The sequence below is a fragment of the Fodinibius sediminis genome (assembly GCF_900182555.1).
Classification (GTDB): Bacteria; Bacteroidota; Rhodothermia; order Balneolales; family Balneolaceae; genus Fodinibius; species Fodinibius sediminis.
Window position 1 is genome coordinate 178,051 of the sequence record NZ_FXTH01000002.1, and the last position, 19,301, is coordinate 197,351.

The following is a 19,301-nucleotide window of genomic DNA, read 5'->3' on the forward strand; positions in this document are numbered from 1 at the left end:
GGCATTATCGATCAATAATACCGGCTTGTTGTGCGCCATATTACAGGAAATAGCTTATCAGCTAAAGCTGCTGCAACAAGTAGGAGTCAAAAGTAAGGATGGATCTGATGTAAAAAGATTGGAAATCAGATGGTAATAATTTTTGCTTGAGCAAGGTAGCAATAATCCATCAGGCACAGTCAGCTTGCTGTTTTTTCAGGCATGGTACGGCAGTACTATGTATTCAAGCTATCCTGTTTACTTGTCAACCGCTTGAGAGATGGAGCTTACCAGAGATCACCCCGGCGAACACAGTTGTTATAGAGAAAGGGGTTCAGGCACAACCGATCAGCAACCTGACCTTTGTTTGCACAGGTGCCTGTAATCGAGTCTGTCAATATCAATCAGCATAGGAAGAAAAAATGGTCTTTCAGGATATCAAACTTTCAACCATCCATCCCTGGGCGTCAAATGGACCATCATACCAGTTTAATTTTCGATCCCAGTACCCCGTACATGGATAATATACCTCTTTTATAAATCCATAACTGAGTTCGACAATCATGGGTTGTCCATTTTCAAACACATAATCAATGGCCAGGCATTGGCTGTCAATCTTTTCTGCCACCTCAAATGACAGACGAATCGTCTCCTGATCAAAGTGGTGTTTGTCATAAAGCACATGACCACTGCCCGAGGCCCTGAAATCTCCCTCACGCACCAATCGCTTAATGGCAAAAGCCTTCCCATCAATAACGATGACCCGAATATCAAAATCATTTTCAGGAATAAATTCCTGAAAATAAACATACCCTCTTTCAGGTCCCACTACTCTTGCAAATTCAGTAGTCTTTGCAAACCGCAGGACACCTTTTGCCACATTCCACAGACTTGTCTTGTCATTTTTGTAATGATACCAGCGATCTTTCAAATTTTGAATTTTATCATACTGGCTAAATCCCTTTGAAAAGGCGCGATTAACCTGTTTTATTGCTTCCGATCTATTTCTGACTAATTTTACATGTGCTGAACCAGCCCCTCTTCGTAATTTAAAAACTTTGGGGAAGTCGGCCTCACCAATCCATTGCAAGGCCTCCTGTTTGTCATAAAATACATAAGAAGGAACCAGTGGTACCCCTGCCGCCTCCAAAAGATATTTCTGCCCCACTTTGTCATCAAAATGCCAAACCGTATTGAAATCGGGGAACACTTTTTTCCCGGCCGATTGCAGGGCATATATCAATTGTTTAGCAAAAAGAAAATCCTTCGGATTGGACTGGCTAAAATGCCACATCAATGCATCGCATTCTTCAACCTGCTTGATGATATCATTCGAATAGCAGTCTACAATCTTGTATTCGATACCATGGTTTTCACAGTATTCAATCCATTTAGAACTAAAATCATTTGCTTGTTGATGAATAGCTATCATTGATCTAAATATTTTTTTGCCCATACTTCAAATGCAGTCATTAACCAAATAGCATCCAGTTGAGCAGGATTAGCATGCTCAACATTAGCCACCCATTTGGAGATTACCTTGGTATGAAATATGTTTCTTTTTTTTATTCCGGGTTCAATCTCATTCAGCCATTTACTCTGGAAGTCAGAAGATTTCATAAAATCCTTCAGTGGAATGCCGAATCCTTTTTTCCTGCGAAATGCGAACTCATCACCAAATTTTTCTCGACAAAGTTTCTTCAGTAACAATTTAGCTTCTTTCCTGCCATTCCGTTTGTCAATTAACTCTTTTCCCGATATTCCCAGCGAAATTTTTACCATTTCATTATCAAGAAAAGGAACCCGATTTTCAATACTATGTGCCATGGACATCTTATCCTGTCTCATAAGTAAATCAGGCAGATATGTTTTAAGCTCATATTTGCGGTGTTTTAAAATACGATCACCTGAGAGGTTATTTAAGATACCAGCTCTTTTTGTCATGGCCGTTCTAAAATTGAACTCAGGATATATATCCTTCACGGTAGCAAGGCTTCCAAATGACGAGTCCATAATCAAGCGACTCCCATCGTTAATGTAGTATCTTAAAAAATTCAATAGATCCGCTGAATTTTGTTTAAGCTTGCTTAAAAATTTTCTATTGAAATATGCAGATGACACAGTATTGACAAACCGGTCATATCCTGCCAATGCCTCATCCGCCCCCTCTCCGCTCAGTAAAACTGTAACATGTTTTTTTGCTTCCTCACTCAGGTAATAAATACCAATCGTATTGGGGTGATTAAGAGGTTGTTCAAAATGCCAAGTTGCGTTTTCCAGGTTATTAAAATAGTATTCCGGATCCATTAAATATTTATGTGCATGCAGATTTAATTTTTGTGTGACCTCATCAATATATTTTTCCTCAGAAAAAGAAGGATTTGAGAAATTAATCGAAATGGTCTCCAGGGCACCTTGATCCAGACTTTGTTCTGCATAATAGGTGACCAGTGATGAATCCACCCCCCCAGAAAGCTGACAACCCAGTTTCACATCACTTATCATCTGTCGATTCACACTCTGCTCAAGCGTTTCTCCCAACGTAGAAAAGGACTTTTCTTTGGCTATCGGAATTGTTCCCTCGGTATTAACATCATAATAGACATGCTCTTTTATATCACCCGAATGATTTACACTTACATATGTACCCGGCGTACAGTTATGAATATCTGTGAACAGGGTATCATTAATCACATTTCGGAATAACAAAAATTCATCAAGCTTTGATTTATCCAGTTCAAAAGAGAAATCAGGCAACACCTGAAAACTTTTTATTTCTGAAGAAAAAGCAAGCCGGTCCTTTCCTCTCAGAATATACAGTGGCTTAATCCCAAACCTGTCTCTGGTCAGGAAAAGACATTTCAGTCTCATGTCCCATATGGCAATAGCGAACATCCCGTTAAGCTTTTTAAGCATGCCGTCGATCCCGTATTCCAGATAAAGCTTCAGAACAATTTCCGTATCAGTCGTGCTCTTGAACTTGTATCCCTTCAACTCCAGTGTTTCCTTGTAATCAAATGCATTATAAATCTCACCATTCATCATCAGAGCAACCTGGCCATCGTCAGAAACCATCGGTTGCCGACCATTACTTGATAAATCAAGAATACTTAACCGATTAAACCCAAAAAATAGATCACCGGCATTTCTGGCCTGGTACTCCCTGCGAGCAACTACCTCACCCAGCCCCTTATCGGTATCAATACTGAGAACTGCAGAATCATCAGGTCCACGATGCTTTTGCAAATCAATCATTTGCCATATAGTCTGAATACTATCTTCTTTTCTATGACTTAGATTTATATAACCTGCTAATCCACACATATGCTAGTTATCCATTATTAGCTTAGCCAGTTGATCAGAACTCATAAATTCTACTTCTGGCCATTTTTTTAAAATTTTATTGAGCAGCTCATACAGACAATCAAGGCTTTTCTCCCTGTTATTAGGATTAATACTACCGCTGAAATTGACTCTGTGAGCTGAAATAATAGCAGGTTTTTTCCAAAGGAAAGCGGTGGATATTTCATGCAGCGCCTTGTCAACCCAATCGATACTGGGATCAGATGTTGGTTCAAAAATCACATTTCTGATGGTATACACCTGGCCGTACTTATTTTTTTGACCGGTATACCTTCGAATAAGGTTGTATTTTTCCTCGTTACCTGTCGGCTCTTTCTGTACTCGTCCGGACTGTATTAGATTAATACCATACCTATGAAAAAACTCTTCTGTTTTTCTATTCCATATATAACAGGGAGCTATTATCGTTTTTGACCTGTACCCCCAAATTTCTTCAAACAGGTCCAACCCTTCCTTTATTTTCGTCTCCAGTGAAGTCAGCTGATTTTCATCATAGGCGGCCAGAGCATCGAGAAATTCACTTTTGCAACTGGAGTTTTCACCTTTGTAGTAGGTAAACATATCGTGATCAAAAATTTCAAGTAATTTCTGACTTCCATTTCTCAATGTATTTATCCAATGATCTGCATGGACATGTTCCCGACCGTGAAATTGGGGTTTAAGCAGTTTTTCATCTATCCCCTTTCTGTACAGACTCATCACTTTATCGCGATTAGGAAATCGCTCAAGAGAGGCTACAAAAGGTTCATAAAAGTATTTCCTGAAATTAGCCTCCTTGATTTTCTTAAAGTCAGGATTGGCCACAATATTGTTAACAGTGAAAATTGCCGGATGGCCTTTTGCATCTCTTACTGAGTTCAAAATGTCGAGTAAGTATTCCAAATCCTTGTTGGTTTCAAGCGCATCATTCGAACTATAGGTGCATTTTTCAAGAGGATAACCTTTCAGGATTAATTCATTAAGGGTCTCTCTGGAGGGCATCCTGATGCTTCCCCAGTCATCACTTTCAATTACAACGATCGTCCGATCGGTACGCCAACCAGGCCAGTTGGATACATGGCACATAATATTTTGCTTGACTTTAGAAATCATCGGAATCAAATGCTGGTTATAGAAGCTGAATCGTTATTAATTCATTACACGGTAATAAGTTCATCTTTTATCAGGTCATAACACCATTTTCAATACATCATTCAGGGATATATTTTCCCCTGAGGTAAGTAATGCAATAACAGGATTACCCAACAGCGCTGTCGCACTCATTGAGTAAAGCCCCTTCCGAACGGAGACCACTACAAACAGCAGCAATGCCGGGGTAGCTGCTATTATGAACCGTTTCAAAAAAACTTCATGCTCCCTGTTTTGCACATACAAAATAATAATGGCCAGGGCACTCATGTTTGCCACTGCGGTAAATCTTTCACCGGATGGCAGTGAGCTAAACAGATTCGCCACTCCATAAAAAAGAAGGGCAAATGACATCATATTCGCCCACCCCCTGTTTTTGTCAAAGAAATCCCTTCCTTTTAGGAACAGCAGCCCGAGAAAGCCCATTACCGACCATTTTATCGCCCGGCCATACCAGGAGGCATACCATACCCGGTTTTCATTGCCTCCTTCACGGTGTGTCTCAACCTTATGTTCACTCCGATAAGCAGATGTTCGCTCCTGCACCACTTCTGGGGCATAGTTCTCTATTAAATTATTGAAAGCAGTTAGGTCTATTTCAGAAATGAAAAAAGTTGTTAGAAAAAAAATAAAATAGACCATCAGCCTATTTCCCAGAAACAGATAGGCAAACAGCACCCCGACCGGAACCATGAATGAGTAATGAACCAGGATTGCCATCGCAGCAATCCACAGACCGCTTCTCCGTCCCTCAAAGAGAAAAGGCAGCAGGCCATAAATAAAAATATGGGCTGCCGTCCACATACGGAATGTCGTGATATTCCAGATAGGGACAGTCAGGGTAAAACACACAATCAGCAGCAGACTAATGGGTTTTATGCTGCCTTTCAGTCGATCCAGTATAAACCAAACATTCCTGGAGAAGAAAAAGCCAAAAATAATACCATATACCAATGTCAGGACGGCTTGGCTGTCTGTAAAGCGAGACAGCACCACTGCAATGACCGTTCTTAGGATATCAATCTCTCCACTTTGCTGGTAATATTCCAGGGCCCCGGTCATCGTCATTTCAACAGTATGTAATCGCTCGACCTGTGCGACATAACCTACAATATCACTTCCCTGGCTTTCCGCCCCGATGGCAAAGGTAAATCCATAAAAAGCTATAAATGCCCAGAGTATATTTTTGCCCCACTTGGAATTATGATTCCAGAAAGCCGATACGACCGCCAGAAGAGGCCAAACCAAAAATATCATGGCCGCATAGTACCCTGATTTTTCATCCACATCCTGCGCATTGGGAGCGGACCATTCAAATAATTTGTGATCTTTTGTTTTCATCGCTGTCTCATTACCGTTGGACAGATGCCATCAACGGCATACTCTCCTGCGTTAATTGTAAAAACTGCGTACACACATTTTCAATCCGGTACTTTCTGTAGTCTTTAAAATCTCTTTTATTTTCAAAATTGTACTCCAAAAACTCTTCAAATACCCGGTCACTGAAGGTGTCATTTTTATAGACCAGTATTGGTTTTTGCAAGAAATTGTAATCGACGAGTTTTAACGATTTTTGTGAATCATTCTGATACGGAAAGTGAACCAGAAAATCGACCCCGCTCAGTTCCTGCAGCAAAACATCCCTTTCCACATAATTTCTGAGCACGCACTTGCCAAGGGCTTCCCGGGTTAATATTTTCTTAAAAAGCTCCTTTCTTCGCGTATACACAATAAATTTATAAGGACGATCAATGGTATTTAATTTTTCCAGAAATGGAACGGCATAATGCAGGTAACTCTTAATATTCCCGAAATAAGCAAAGGTTATAAGCCCGCTTTCATTGTGGCTTGTATCACGTCTTTGGGGAAAGGAAAAGCCCTGAGGAATAACCCTTATCTTGGAATGAAATTCTTCGAAATATGCTGATTGTCCTCCTTTATAAGGAATAGTAATATAATCGACCTTCCGACAGAACCATTTCTCTATCCATGCAAAATAAAAGAGTTTGTTGAACGAATCATTTTCCAAGCCATAGTACGGATCACCGCAGTCAGCCACCCAGGTCTGAGCAATCGGATAGTCCGTCCTCCAGGCCCAGGCAACGCCCCAGTGAACGGGATAGGGCGTTGCTATGGAAATTAACAGGTCGTATCCGGATTCTGCCTTAATTGCTCGTTGCACCCGGTACATCAATTCAATATCGGGATATTCAAATAACATAAGCAGCAGCCGGCGTATCCCCCGCTTAACCAACCGGCTTAAGCCCGTACTGCCTTTTAAGTCGATGCTGGGAAACCGAAGCTTTCCGAGATCTTTAATCTGAATCCCAAACTCTCTTTCAAAAGACCCGTGGAGGTCTTCATCTTTCAGGGTAATCAGTGTAACGTCATGCCCCCGCCTGGCAAACTCTTTCACCAGCTCGGTAGTACGATGTGAGCGAGGCGAGTTTTCGGGATAAAAGGAACGGCTGACAATCAATATTTTTTTCATTTTCATAAAATCCATCTTCATTCAAACCTGGCAATACATTATTGATACATTCAAAAATGATGCCCAATGGTTGCTCATCCTTTTTTTCGGTTACCCATTATTCTCTTACTTCATTTGGATTGATCAGCCGCAGGACAAGTCCGCCATAAATTAAGGTCCGATAGAGGTATCTCGTTATATCTATGGCAAAAATAACCGCTCGCTCAACCCTGCTCATTGCCTCAGGTATATTATCTCTTCGTATTTTTGGAGCATGAATTAAATGACTGCCCATGATCCGGAGGTAGCTGTGCCCATATTTTTCCCGTGCGTTTACGGCCCCCCCACATACCAGGCGACGCTGTTTTTTGAAAATAGTAGTGAGCGTGCGCGCCGGATGCAGTACCAGTACGTCCGAACTGTAGATCATGTCGTAGCCCATGTCGGTACAACGGAGCGTAAATTCCCAGTCCCCCCCCGATTTAATGGTAGAGCTAAAACCACCGGCCTCATCAAATACCGATTTTTTAACAAACAGGTTTGCTGTCACGCCTCTCCCCTCGGGCACGTGCCTATGCTGGTGAAATGCCGTTACACTTTCGTACAGGTAACCGTACTTATTCCCCGCTTCATTTTGAAAGATCTTTACTTTTCCCCCTACAAGATCGCATGTTGACTGGTCAAAGCAAGCTTCTCCGCTGGCCAGCCAGTCTTCATCGGGAATACAGTCGGAATCCGTAAAGGCCAGGATCTGTCCCGAGGCTTCATCAACGCCTTTATTTCGTGCTACATAGGAACCGGGCTTCGGCTCATGAACAAGCTTAACACATTCTGGCATTACAATACCAGAAGGAATGATCCCGGCTTCGCTATTATCTACCACAATGACCTCATACCGATCTTTCGGCATGCTTTGTTTGTCCAGAGCCTCCAGACACTTCACAAGCCTTGGCCAGTCGTTATATGTTGGTATGATAACCGAAAGTTTCATATCAGCTCGCCCTCCTTAGCCGAATACCTACCGCTTTAGAAGCCTGTAGCACTGATTCGCGAATTAAATTTTTGAAAAATCGGCCTGTTTTAAATTCTATCCCCAACTGCCACAGCTTATCACGTTGTTTTCTAAATTCAGTCAGTGATTGATTTCTGAAAAGATCCCGGGCAAGGATGATGTAGTATTTCTTCATTTCAATATTCAAACTCTTTTTTAGTTCGTCATCGCTCAGGAAATGGGGCCCATAAGTCAATAAACAGTACAACCTGGCACGTAAAAAAGCATGATTTTCCTTGGCCTGCATATTGCTCATACTCTCCTCATGACGCCGCGTAAAGGTTAAAACCTGGTGCACAAAGCCGAAGTCAGACTCCTGCAGAAAATCGATACAGGCCGGCGTATCGGTCGCCAGCAGCGACTCCTCGTATACCTTCTCCCGTTTTCGTATCAGATCCGAGCGAAGCAGGATTGACGACGGCGAGCCGAAGTAGGACGTTCCGCACATTAAATATCTTCTTGCAATCTCCATGCCCGTATTAAAATTGCTGGGATACGGCAGCCCGTCCAGCCCCACCTTCCTGTCATCCAGGCGATAAGCACTCACAATTCCCACACTAGGATGTTCCTCCATTACTTTAACCATCCTGGTAATGCAGTCCGGAAAAAGCCAGTCGTCTGCATGGACCACCTTGCAATACTTGCTTTCCGGTGATATCTGGTGAAAAGCATGGTTGAGATTTTTCATCTGGGGCAAAAATGCTTCGTTATTATGCACCCTGATCCGTTTATCATTCGCTGCATATTTTTCCATAATCTGCAGACTGTTGTCGGAACTCTGATTATCCACAAGTACATATTCCCAGTGGCTGTAGGTCTGGCTGAGTACGCTCTGGATACATTCTTCAAGATATTTTTCTCCATTGTAGACCGGAGTCAGCACGCTTACAAAGGGTTCGCTATGTATCGCTTCTTCCATTGGTCTTTAAGTGCTCTCTTCTGTTTTAATGACAAATCGTGATGTAATGTCCACTAGCGATCTACAATCTTCTGTGCAGCATGCTCACCACTTTTGAACGCCTGGTCGGTCCACTGGTACCCCCAGTCTCCGTATCGCCCGCAATAGCGTACGCCGATATCATCCAGAAAACCGTGAACGGATTTAAGAGCCTCCTTTCGCTCCAGGTCAAAAATTATATTGGCATACTTGATAAACAAGGTACTCTTGTGCACGATTGTATCTTTCTCGTTAAGTAATCCGCAGCGTTTCAAATCTGCAATGACCGGTTCAATGCATTCTTCCGGGGTGCGGTCCACAGGACGATATTTATCGGAAAAGTAAATCTCCGCCTGTATGCTTCCCCCGCCCCGCGGTACATTATTGGGCGACATCAGATGAGGGAAGCTGAGCCTGGTAAATATGATATCCGGATCATAGAAGTAGCTCCATACGGCTTCTGTGAAGTCATCCCGGTCTATCCCTATGTTTACTATAATGCAGCTCGTACAGGCCAGTTTGCTGCCGGCTTCCACAATATCGTCGGGCACCCCGTCGATAATATTGGTCACCAGCTCCGGCAGTGGAATGGAAGAAATCACCTCCTCGTAGTCAACGCAGCTACCATTGTCGAAATAAATCAACTGGTTTTTCGGATCTATCCGGCTTACGTTGTGATCCAGGTTGATATTCGCCAGCGATCTGAACTTTTCGAGATAATGAACAAAGCCGTGGTTGGTGGGATACCTGAATTTGTCGACATAATGAACGTCGGGCGTGGAAGGTTCCAGGGCTCCCTTCAGCACTTCCTGCATCTCCGGCTGATACAGCCTTGGCCCCAGCCAGTCAATATCCATCTTCTCGGCGTCGACGGTATGATATTTCTTTCCGTAAACCATCGGAAAGGTCTCCGCAAACGTCTCACCGAACTTTGCATACAGCCATTCCTTGTAGTTTTTGACATCGCCATTGCCCTTGTATTTAGCTTCTGCAAAGTCATCGATAATATCAGCCACCAGATCTGAGGGCAACCCATGGAGATTACACTGCGCCGGATGTTTGATCCAGTGTCCCTTCCAGTAGTTATTTACTGTGGCTTTCAACGTTTCATATTCCTGATCCACATTTTCAGCAAATAACTTCTGAAGCCTCTTGTCATCAGTAAATGAGATATGCGGCCCATCATCAAAGATAAAGCCATCATCTGTTTCAAAAGAGGCCGTATGTCCCCCGATATAGGAGTTTTTGTCATACATGTGGAGGTCTTGGGTCAAGCCCTCCTGACGCAGCCGGTATGCGGCCCCGAAACCGGCCATTCCTGTTCCCAAAATGCGAATCTTCTTCATATTAATAATTGTTCATGGTTATCTTTTGATTCTCTTTCCACCAGTCGATCGTGGCGTCAATTCCATCGTCCAAACTATATGTTGGTCTCCACCCGACTTCCTTACTGAGTCTGTTGACATCGGCAAATACCACCGGATGACGGTCTTTGGTGTTCCCTCGCTTTCCATAGGAAATAAATTCCGGTGCATTCAGCTTTCTGCCAATCATATCAACCATAGACCGCAATACTATGGGGCGGCCGGATGCGATATTAACAGCCCCCTCTACGTTACTTGCCAACAGTGCTACCAGGGCGCCGGCCACATCGGCGACGTGCAGGTAGTCTCGTATCTGGTTGCTGTGCGTCAGTGACGCCTGCCGTTTTGCCAGCAGGGATTTAATAACATGGGCAACAAGCCGATTCTCGGACTCATGAGGGCCGTAGACGAAGAAAATCCTCCCAGAGGCAAAATGAACGCCTTTCTGCCGGCAATAGCCCTCCACAACTTTGTTCAATGAAGCCTTGCATTCCCCGTAGAACGACTCGGGATCGGTGGGAGTAAACCGTTCCCTGCAGTACCCATACCGCCAGTCATACTCCGCACAGCTACCGGCCTGCACAATTTTTTGTCCGCCATTTTCAATAAATGACCGCACCAGGTGCAGCGAGGCCCCGACCCATGCCAGGTTCTCCGGTGAAGACATACGGTCGCCGGGCACATCATACCAGGCAAGGTGAAGCAGTTTTTCAGCCTTCACTTCCATGCAGAGCTGCCTCACCCGCTCATAATCAAAGATATCCACTTGATGCCAGGTAGCATTACCCGCCGCCTTCCCGGTCTTTCCCCTCGAGGTAAGGGCATGAATATCAAAACCGCGCCTTTGAAGAAAGGGAAGGGTTTGTCTGCCGATAAATCCTGTTGCACCTGTAACAATTACTTTCTCCATAAAACCTGCATTAGAGTCCCCGTTCATTTGCCCATCCGCAGTGATGCATCTTATGCTTTTACCTTAAGCTGATGTTCGCGCATTTTATTCTCCCTTGATTTACTCTCCACAACTTTGCGCTCATCCCATATCTTCCAGGGTGGATTCTCCGAACTCCAGATCCCTTCCAGCACTTTTTTATCGCGCAGGGTATCCATGGGCTGCCAGAAATCATAATGTTTAAAGGCGACAAGTTCACCACTTCTCGCCAAATTTCTCAGCGGTTCGTGTTCCCAAACGGTATCATCCCCCTTTATATAATCGATCACGCCCGGTTCCAGCACGAAAAAGCCGCCGTTTATCCAGGCCCCCGATCCCATGGGCTTCTCCTGGAACGAGGTAATCTCAACATCATCATCCTCCAGCTTGAACACCCCGAAGCGACCGGGTTCCTGAACAGCTGTAAGCGTAGCCAGGGCCTCCTGATTTTTGTGAAATTGAATAAGTTCAGTAATGTTCACATTACTGACTCCGTCACCGTAGGTCATGCAGAACGTTTCATTGCCGATATACTCTTTGACTCTCTTCAGTCGCCCTCCGGTCATCGTCCCATCGCCGGTATCTACCAGCGTTACCTTCCACGGCTCAACATGGTTTTGATGTATTTTCATGCTATTTTGCTCCATATCAAACGTAACGTCTGATCGATGCAGAAAATAATTGGCAAAATAATCCTTGATCATCGATCCCTTATAGCCGCAGCAAATGATGAATTCATTAATTCCATAGTGGGAATATATTTTCATGATGTGCCACAAAATCGGTTGATCCCCGACTTCAACCATCGGCTTGGGTCTAATATAAGTCTCTTCACTCAATCTCGTTCCATATCCGCCTGCAAGTATGACTGCTTTCATCGCTTGGTACCCCTCATAATTGAATTAGATTTCTGTTCAACCCGGAACTGTTGAAATCGCTTCCACACAACAACCGTGTAACATCCCATATGCTTGATATAGCACTTCAAAATTCCGGCTAAGCCCAAAAGTACTGTCTCTATTTGATTGTTCAGCCGTATTCCTACGGTTCAGTGAATAGTAAATCAATAAGCATGCCAGTTCATCAAAAAAAACAGGAACCTCCTGCAGGCTGCGCTGACGGTCATTTTATTTGTGCTTGTTCTCCTCTGATCACTTTCTTCGCTCTCAGAATGGAATAATCAAGTAATTTTTACACGGATGGTTAATTAAAACTACACATCTCTTTCGAATCTATTATTCTTCTCCGGTATTTGATTTTTATCTTATCCTCAATTAAGGCGTCCCAGCAGCGGTATCACCATTCCGCTTAAATTACATCCCTACAAGAATAATATCTGTTCGATTGGCATAACTCTTGTAGGACTATTATTACAAAGGAAAAGCTAAGAGAGGCTCAAGATTCATCATTAAACCTATTCAAAGCACCGTTGGTAATTGTTAAATGAAGGGGGAGCTTGGTATGAAGATGGGAACGCCGTACAAGTATGTTTTTTCAATCTCAGTTTTCGGAGTCATTGCATTTTTTCTTTTCGGAGGCTTCATTATCGGTTTGCACAAGCTACCGTCGTATGGCTTCTTTCGAAGAGTTGAATTGAACCTGTTCGGGCGTGTGTTTGAACGGATGGTGGAAGAAGAAGCGCCTGAATATTATGACTCTATTTTTCTCCGGCTCTACGATACCCAAACCGATATCAGCGACCGCATCAGCAGGGAGGGAAGGGGCGGCGGGCTGACCTCATTCGGCGATGCGGTGTTATTGTTGACCCACGACGGACAGGTCTTAGCGGTACGCTCAGCTGATGATATAAGGAATACAGATGTTACCGTACCGGACAATGGATTCCAGGCATACAAGCAGGTTACAGAATTGGAACAGTACAAAAATCTCAGCCACAATTTCAAACAGTTCAGATACAATGACATCCTGTTTTATGAGTCGGAGCGTCACCGCGGACTGGCTGTATCCTACACTGACTTTGACAGCACGGCCCACTGTTACCGGAATACCATAGCAGTATTGCCTGTTGATTCGAATATTAACTCTGTTGATGAATTAACAGCCCGGCCAGGCGACTGGAATATCATATACCGTTCGAAGCCGTGTCTCCCCTTCAAGAATATTCATTATGCCCTGGAAGGCGGACTCGCTGGCGGCAGAATGGCTTTTCGTGGCCCCTCAACTATCTATTTCGGAAATGGGGATTACCACTGGGACGGCATCTATGCCCCTGAAGCTATTGCTCAGAAACCTGAGTCGGAATACGGTAAAATCATGAAAATAGACCTTTCCTCACAGGAAAGTCACATCGTTGCCACCGGCATTCGGAATCCACAGGGTATTGTCTTCGATGAAAATGACAACCTTTGGATTGTCGAACACGGGCTCCGGGGAGGAGATGAACTGAACCGGATAAAAGAAGGCATTAACTACGGCTGGCCCGTTGAAACACTGGGAACCCAGTATTCAAAGCTTCCGGTCCCCAACAGTACGGCTGAATCATACGGCCGTCATAATACCTACAAAGAGCCGGTCTTTGCCTGGCTGCCCTCCGTTGCTATCTCCAACCTGACACTGATTAAAGGATTTCACAGCAGTTGGGACGGTGACCTTTTAATGGGATCATTAAAAAGCATGAGCCTTTTCCATATTCGGATCAAGGATGACAGGGTACTCTTCTCTGAAAAGATAGAAATTGGTAATCGGATACGATATGTACATCAGCATACCGACGGCCGTATTATATTATGGACTGACAGCAAAAAGCTGATCTTCCTTACCGGCAAGCCCTATACCGACAATTATATTACGGACTATTTGGAAGATGCTATCAGCAATGAATCCCTGCGGGAACGCGTCAAAACGACTATTGATGCCTGCAGGCAATGTCATGCTATTGAACCCGGCGATCATACCGGTGCCCCCAGCCTGGCAGCAGTATTCAATGCTGAGATCGGCTCTACCAGTTACGAAAACTATTCCGACGCCTTAAAAGAGAATCAGGGAATCTGGACACGGGATAACCTCAAGAAATTCCTGTCCGACCCACAGCAGTTTGCCCCCGGCACTGTGATGCCGGATCCCGGGATTAGCGACGAGGCGATAATGGAGGAGATTGTCAACCTGATGCATGAATTCAACAAAAAGTCCCGTGATTGAAGCCAAGCAGGGCATTGTACACTACCCATGGCGGCTCATGCAGGCAAATCGGGTCGGTTACCACCGATAACCGGTACGTTCATCATCCCGGTAAATACGGGGATCAAAACTTGTCAGGCAACCGGTGCAACACTCTGCGCAGAGCGATATCTTCTCTCCTTTCTGCTCATGCAGATGCATCGTATAGGGAGGAAGCGGGAGATCACAGGCTGCAACTTAATATTCCAGCCACGAAGCTGTCAGCCATACCAGCGGACATCGGAATGCTGGCATATAATCAATTCTTCAGCTCCTCTCTGCCAGTTAATTCGGAACGCTGCTGGAACTCATCATTCCATACTCTCTTTAAATCAGGAATAGTACCAATATCTAGAAAATATCCGTCTGGAAACAACACCGTATCTACCTTGAGCCCATCTCTCAGGGCCTGGTGTATAACATCTCCGATAAAAATCTCCCGGCTACCTTCGCCCTGCAGCATTAGCCCTTCCTGCGTCTTTTGAGCAGACACGAAATGATGAAGGTACTCTGAAAAAGACGGGGTCCAGACAGCAATAATCCAGGTATACGTTAGATTCGTCTGCTCAGGTTTGATGACGATTTCTTTGACCCTTCCCTGTTCATCTATATCAACCATATCCGCCTTCTGAGGGTTGGCAGCCTCAAACAACCCCAGAACAACATCAGCCCCCGTCTTCTTTTGTTTCTCAAGCAGGGCGGGAAAAGCATTTTTCGGTTTAAACAAAATATCCGGAAAGCCCAGTAAAACCATTTGGTTACGGACAAACCGGTAGGCCAGATCGATAGTCTGATGAGTACCCGCTGTGGGTTCGGTGAAAATATAGGCCAGTGTATAGTCCGGGGTAGTCCCAACCCCGAGATACTGTGGAATATCCCACTTTCCCTTTCGCGTAACCATATATACCTGGTTGATCCCCGCCTCCGAGAAGCTCTCAAGCAGATGTGATGCCGCTGCCTTAATAGTGGGTGATTGTCCCCCCTCTTCGAAACCAATTGGAAAGATCTCCTTGCTGCAGGGAACCGGTGATATTCTCGATGCATTGCCGGCGGCGGGAATAAGCCCGACCATTTTTATTTCTTCATTCTTCATCTGTCTTTTAAAAGTAAGTCCCTGCTGTGATCGTGAAGTATATCCCCTTAAACCCCTGCACTTCCATCTGCAGCCCGGCGTTGATCCAACTTTGAGTTTAGAAGTCCGGCTGCCCCTGTGTGGCTATATCTTCTGCGCTACCGCCTTGCGGGGAGTCAGAATCGTCGGCTCGGGTATGGGGATAATGAATTTACCGCCCCATTCCTGTACGTATTGAATTTGATTCATTATCTCCTCTTTCAAATTCCAGGGCAGAATAAGAACATAATCCGGCCGGGTATTCCTGATCTCGTCCGGATGAAATACAGGTATCAGGGAGCCCGGCAGATAGTGATTCTGCTTGTGAGGACTGCGATCCACGGTATAATCAATAAAGTCGGTGCCTATTCCGCAGTAATTCAGCAGCGTATTTCCCTTACCCGGTGCTCCATAACCGACAATGCTTTTACCCTGATTCTTCAGGTCTATAAGCAGGCTCAGGAGCTCTCTCTTCGTCTGCTTAACTTTTTCATCAAAAGTGGTATAGAAATCGACATCCAGGTACCCCTTCTTTTCTTCCCGGAACAGAATGTCTTTTACGTTGGTGCTCACATCATAATTGTCGTTGGCCTCCCGGCTTACGAAGATTCTGATTGATCCCCCGTGGGTTGACAGCTCCTGGACATCAAAGATTTTAAAGCCATGATTCTTGAAAATGGACTGCACAGCATGCAGTGAATAGTAGAAAAAGTGCTCATGGTAAATGGTGTCGAACTGGTTATTTTCGACAAGCTGCAGTAAGTGGGGAAATTCAAACGTCATCATTCCCCTTTCGCCTAAGATAACATTCAGTCCCCTTATAAAGTCATGTATTTCAGGCACATGAGCCAACACATTGTTTCCCAGCACCAGGTCTGCTGACTGGTACTTTCCTTTGAGCATTTCCGCCGTCTGCCGGCCAAAAAAGACCTCTTCGGTGGGAATTCCTTTTTCTATGGAGGCCTGAGCCACCGTACTGGACGGTTCAACCCCGAGGATGGGGATCCCTTTCTCTTTGAAATACTGAAGAAGGTAGCCGTCGTTACTTGCAATCTCAACGACAAAACTCTCATGACTTATCCCATAATGACCCGTTACCATTTCAACATATCGTTTCGCATGGTTGAGCCAGGAGTCCGAGTAGGATGAAAAGTAGCTGTAATCGGAATAGATTTCTTCCGGACTTACCTGTGTTCCCACTTGCACCAAGTAACATTCTTCACAAACATAGGTATGTAATGGATATGACCGCTGGCCCCTGTTTAGTTCCCCAGGCTTGATAATTTCATTGCAAAGAGGTGAACTCCCCAAATCAGCAAACGTATACGTTAATTCATTCCCGCAATTGCGACATCTTATATTATTCATATTCCCCGAATTTTTCATCTCTCTTACTTATTATTAAATGACTGTTATTGTGACATTTGATCTTGACAGTAATATCCCCTTCCTGCTCTGTACTCAAAGCCGGCTACCGTACGTTATAATATGTACAATAGTTGTGCCAATCCCCCCCTTCTACCACAAATCAAGGATCCTGAGACTCATACTCCGGGTAGATAATCGAAAACGCACAAGTAGTAATAAAATGGCCAACATTAGAAAAGGTGAAAGGCATTGGCCCCGGGCATACTGAGTAAATATTTGCCGCAGATGATGAAAAAATTACTCAACCGCTCTTTCTCCAGTTAGCAGTAGTGCATTGTGATTATAACGCACCCGCTTAAAAAGTGGAATCCCAGTATTCAAGGTCCCTCCTTTTTTGAGCATTATCGCACCCCGTCACTTTTGCCCTCATACCGGTAAGACCTAAATTTAAAAGCATAACCCTCCCACAGCGAAACAAATAAAATTATGGTACAACTATTGCATTATTAAAAAATGCAATGCCTCCACATAACATAATTGAAGGTGCCTGCTGCTAATATAACACCTTGGCTTACAATCGTTGGCGATATTCAAGTTCATTAGCAGAAAATAATTTCATGAAACAAAAGGCGCTCAACTTCATAAACCACGGAGTACAACGGGAGGAATAAAAAACATATGAAAGACAGCGCTCTACTACCGCTTTGCGAGTGGTATTTTCGGCTCCGCTTTTTTTCTGCAACCATGATGCCATGAACCTGCCAGGATCCAAAATTAATCTGCTCATAACATCCATTATTGCACTTTTCATTCTTCAGGAAGTGCTGATTCCCCGTTATATAGCCGAACCCTATCCGGCCCTGAAAATGCCTCCCTTCCGTGGAAACACCATGAATGAAAATGGATTTTATGAGACAATAAATGTGGAGATTATAGTCACCTTTGGACCAGAAGATACTATGGTACTTACTCCGCGCGCATTTCTGTTCAATGCTCCGCCGAGTTTTCACTGGGCATTGCTGGGAAACTTCAAACCAACTGAAAAATCAACAGGCAAACAACCCTTTAAAAAGCTGGAATTCCTCCGCCCTGTCTTTCCCGGGTTTTTCATAAGCCGGGGCCGAAGCACGTATGATATACAGCAGCATTCCCAAACAGCCGACTGGCTTCGCACACAGGTCAAGGCTATAGCTCCTCATAGACAGCCCGAAAACGTTTCTTTTATATGGTACAGGGAGCAATATGATCCCGGAAGTTTATCCCAAAGCAACAGGGAAGTTGCAGGAACAACAACGATTCAGCTATAGTATGCGCAATACAATTACATCCTGGTTTTCCAATTGGCCTTCTCCAAATACAGAGGCCCTGCGTAAGAATCTTCTCGTCTACCGAGTTATTTATGTACTATATATTTTTGTCGCAGTATTACCTCGTTTTTTGTGGATACCACACTATCCGGATACTTTCTTCCTGCCTAGAATAGGAATAACCTTCTTCTTCAGCGGCTTTCCGGGTATGGCCTTTTTTTATGGTTTGATTTTATTGCTGGTCTTGGCCCTGCTTATCGGCTATAAAACAGTGTATTCCTCTCTGGCCGTAGCTATGCTCCTCTTTATAGGAAATGCCTGGGCCTACTCCTTTGGCAAGATCAACCACGACATATTTTTAATCCTTGTACCCCTTGTACTGGCGCTTATGTACTGGAGGCAAGGATTTTCCACAGGTAAAAAAAACCAACCCTATGCCTGGCCCATTCCCGTCTTTGCGCTCATCATTGGGGGGGGCAATGATGACGGCCGCACTGGCTAAAATTACAACTGGATGGCTGGATCCCTCCACTTCGGCGCTGGCGGGTCACATGATTAAAAGTTATTACGTTCTTGAACATGAAACCGTTTTCGCTTCCTACCTGCTGTCGTTCAACAACTTTTACCTGTTTAAATTCCTGGATTACAGTACGCTGCTGCTGGAATGTGCTTTTATTTTCTGCGTATTTTCTCAGCGGTATTTCAGACTGGTATGTGCAACGGCCTGCCTGTTTCATTTCGGCGTTCAGCTGACAATGGAAATCTCATTTACCCCCAACGTCATAGCCTACGCCTTTTTTGTTAACTGGGGTGTCCTCTATCGCATGGAACCACTAAAAAAAGGAGCCCAAAAGTTACAGTCTCTCTCCCATGAATTCGGTATCATGCATCTTGTCATTCTTACCCTGCCGATCTGGACTATGTATACACAGTTTCGCAACCCTTTCACCTTTGATCTTGGCCTGAGAATGTTTACCGGCGGCACCATAGCAGAGACGCTCATTATGCTGGCCGCCGTATATATCTCCCTGAAATATATACATCACCTGCTGCATGATGCCATTATAAACTCACGACTCCATCCATCCAAGAAAGAAGCCAAGTTATATAACTGAGCT

At 44.3% G+C, this 19,301-nt stretch carries 16 protein-coding genes; 4 read left to right on the forward strand and 12 right to left on the reverse strand.

What is annotated here, in order from left to right:
- Positions 1 to 409 precede the first annotated feature (409 nt).
- The 10 genes from FN808_RS02850 to rfbF form a co-directional block, all read right to left on the reverse strand.
- Complete coding sequence (locus tag FN808_RS02850) at positions 410 to 1,411, reverse strand: ATP-grasp domain-containing protein (protein ID WP_142713042.1); 1,002 nt, start codon at positions 1,409 to 1,411, stop codon at positions 410 to 412.
- Positions 1,408 to 3,303 (reverse strand): asparagine synthase (glutamine-hydrolyzing), encoded by a 1,896-nt coding sequence (gene asnB, locus FN808_RS02855; RefSeq protein WP_142713043.1) that lies wholly within the window; start codon positions 3,301 to 3,303, stop codon positions 1,408 to 1,410. Before asnB ends, FN808_RS02850 begins: the two co-directional genes overlap by 4 nt.
- A 3-nt stretch (positions 3,304 to 3,306) precedes the next feature.
- Positions 3,307 to 4,434 (reverse strand): hypothetical protein, encoded by a 1,128-nt coding sequence (locus FN808_RS02860; protein WP_142713044.1) that lies wholly within the window; start codon positions 4,432 to 4,434, stop codon positions 3,307 to 3,309.
- A 75-nt stretch (positions 4,435 to 4,509) separates the two neighbouring features.
- On the reverse strand, positions 4,510 to 5,811 hold the full coding sequence (locus tag FN808_RS02865) for an EpsG family protein (protein WP_142713045.1): 1,302 nt from the start codon (positions 5,809 to 5,811) through the stop codon (positions 4,510 to 4,512).
- Positions 5,812 to 5,821: 10 nt separating this feature from the next.
- Entirely contained in the window at positions 5,822 to 6,967 is a 1,146-nt protein-coding gene (locus tag FN808_RS02870) for a glycosyltransferase (RefSeq protein ID WP_185958220.1), read from the reverse strand.
- A gap of 91 nt (positions 6,968 to 7,058) precedes the next feature.
- Positions 7,059 to 7,931: a glycosyltransferase family 2 protein gene (locus FN808_RS02875; protein WP_142713047.1), complete on the reverse strand. Its 873-nt coding sequence runs from the start codon at positions 7,929 to 7,931 to the stop codon at positions 7,059 to 7,061.
- 1 nt (position 7,932) lies between these two features.
- Positions 7,933 to 8,910, reverse strand: a complete 978-nt coding sequence (locus FN808_RS02880; RefSeq protein ID WP_142713048.1) for a glycosyltransferase family 2 protein — start codon at positions 8,908 to 8,910, stop codon at positions 7,933 to 7,935.
- 53 nt (positions 8,911 to 8,963) lie between these two features.
- Positions 8,964 to 10,274 (reverse strand): protoporphyrinogen/coproporphyrinogen oxidase, encoded by a 1,311-nt coding sequence (locus FN808_RS02885; RefSeq protein ID WP_142713049.1) that lies wholly within the window; start codon positions 10,272 to 10,274, stop codon positions 8,964 to 8,966.
- A 1-nt stretch (position 10,275) separates the two neighbouring features.
- The gene (locus FN808_RS02890; RefSeq protein ID WP_185958221.1) at positions 10,276 to 11,202 is read right to left on the reverse strand and encodes an NAD-dependent epimerase/dehydratase family protein; all 927 of its coding nucleotides are present in this window, start codon (positions 11,200 to 11,202) and stop codon (positions 10,276 to 10,278) included.
- A 50-nt stretch (positions 11,203 to 11,252) separates the two neighbouring features.
- Complete coding sequence (gene rfbF / locus FN808_RS02895; RefSeq protein ID WP_142713051.1) at positions 11,253 to 12,098, reverse strand: glucose-1-phosphate cytidylyltransferase; 846 nt, start codon at positions 12,096 to 12,098, stop codon at positions 11,253 to 11,255.
- A gap of 583 nt (positions 12,099 to 12,681) precedes the next feature.
- Between rfbF and FN808_RS02900 the strand changes: the two genes are divergently transcribed.
- Positions 12,682 to 14,379, forward strand: a complete 1,698-nt coding sequence (locus FN808_RS02900; RefSeq protein ID WP_185958222.1) for a PQQ-dependent sugar dehydrogenase — start codon at positions 12,682 to 12,684, stop codon at positions 14,377 to 14,379.
- Positions 14,380 to 14,656: 277 nt separating this feature from the next.
- On the opposite strand, the gene FN808_RS02905 is transcribed toward FN808_RS02900, so the two are convergent.
- Together FN808_RS02905 and FN808_RS02910 are read right to left on the reverse strand one after the other, a co-directional pair.
- Complete coding sequence (locus FN808_RS02905) at positions 14,657 to 15,490, reverse strand: nucleotidyltransferase family protein (RefSeq protein ID WP_221929885.1); 834 nt, start codon at positions 15,488 to 15,490, stop codon at positions 14,657 to 14,659.
- Positions 15,491 to 15,613: 123 nt separating this feature from the next.
- Positions 15,614 to 16,894 carry a class I SAM-dependent methyltransferase gene (locus FN808_RS02910; RefSeq protein ID WP_350354182.1) on the reverse strand — a complete coding sequence of 427 codons (1,281 nt, stop codon included), beginning with the start codon at positions 16,892 to 16,894 and terminating at the stop codon, positions 15,614 to 15,616.
- 734 nt (positions 16,895 to 17,628) lie between these two features.
- Between FN808_RS02910 and FN808_RS02915 the strand changes: the two genes are divergently transcribed.
- Genes FN808_RS02915 through FN808_RS02925 form a run of 3 tightly spaced genes read left to right on the forward strand, consistent with a single transcriptional unit; the run spans position 17,629 to position 19,298 of the window.
- Positions 17,629 to 18,183: a hypothetical protein gene (locus FN808_RS02915; protein WP_142713054.1), complete on the forward strand. Its 555-nt coding sequence runs from the start codon at positions 17,629 to 17,631 to the stop codon at positions 18,181 to 18,183.
- Positions 18,155 to 18,685, forward strand: a complete 531-nt coding sequence (locus tag FN808_RS02920; RefSeq protein WP_142713055.1) for a hypothetical protein — start codon at positions 18,155 to 18,157, stop codon at positions 18,683 to 18,685. The genes FN808_RS02915 and FN808_RS02920 overlap by 29 nt, the downstream gene beginning before the upstream one ends.
- Positions 18,663 to 19,298 (forward strand): hypothetical protein, encoded by a 636-nt coding sequence (locus FN808_RS02925; protein WP_185958223.1) that lies wholly within the window; start codon positions 18,663 to 18,665, stop codon positions 19,296 to 19,298. The genes FN808_RS02920 and FN808_RS02925 overlap by 23 nt, the downstream gene beginning before the upstream one ends.
- The last annotated feature ends 3 nt before the right edge of the window (positions 19,299 to 19,301 follow it).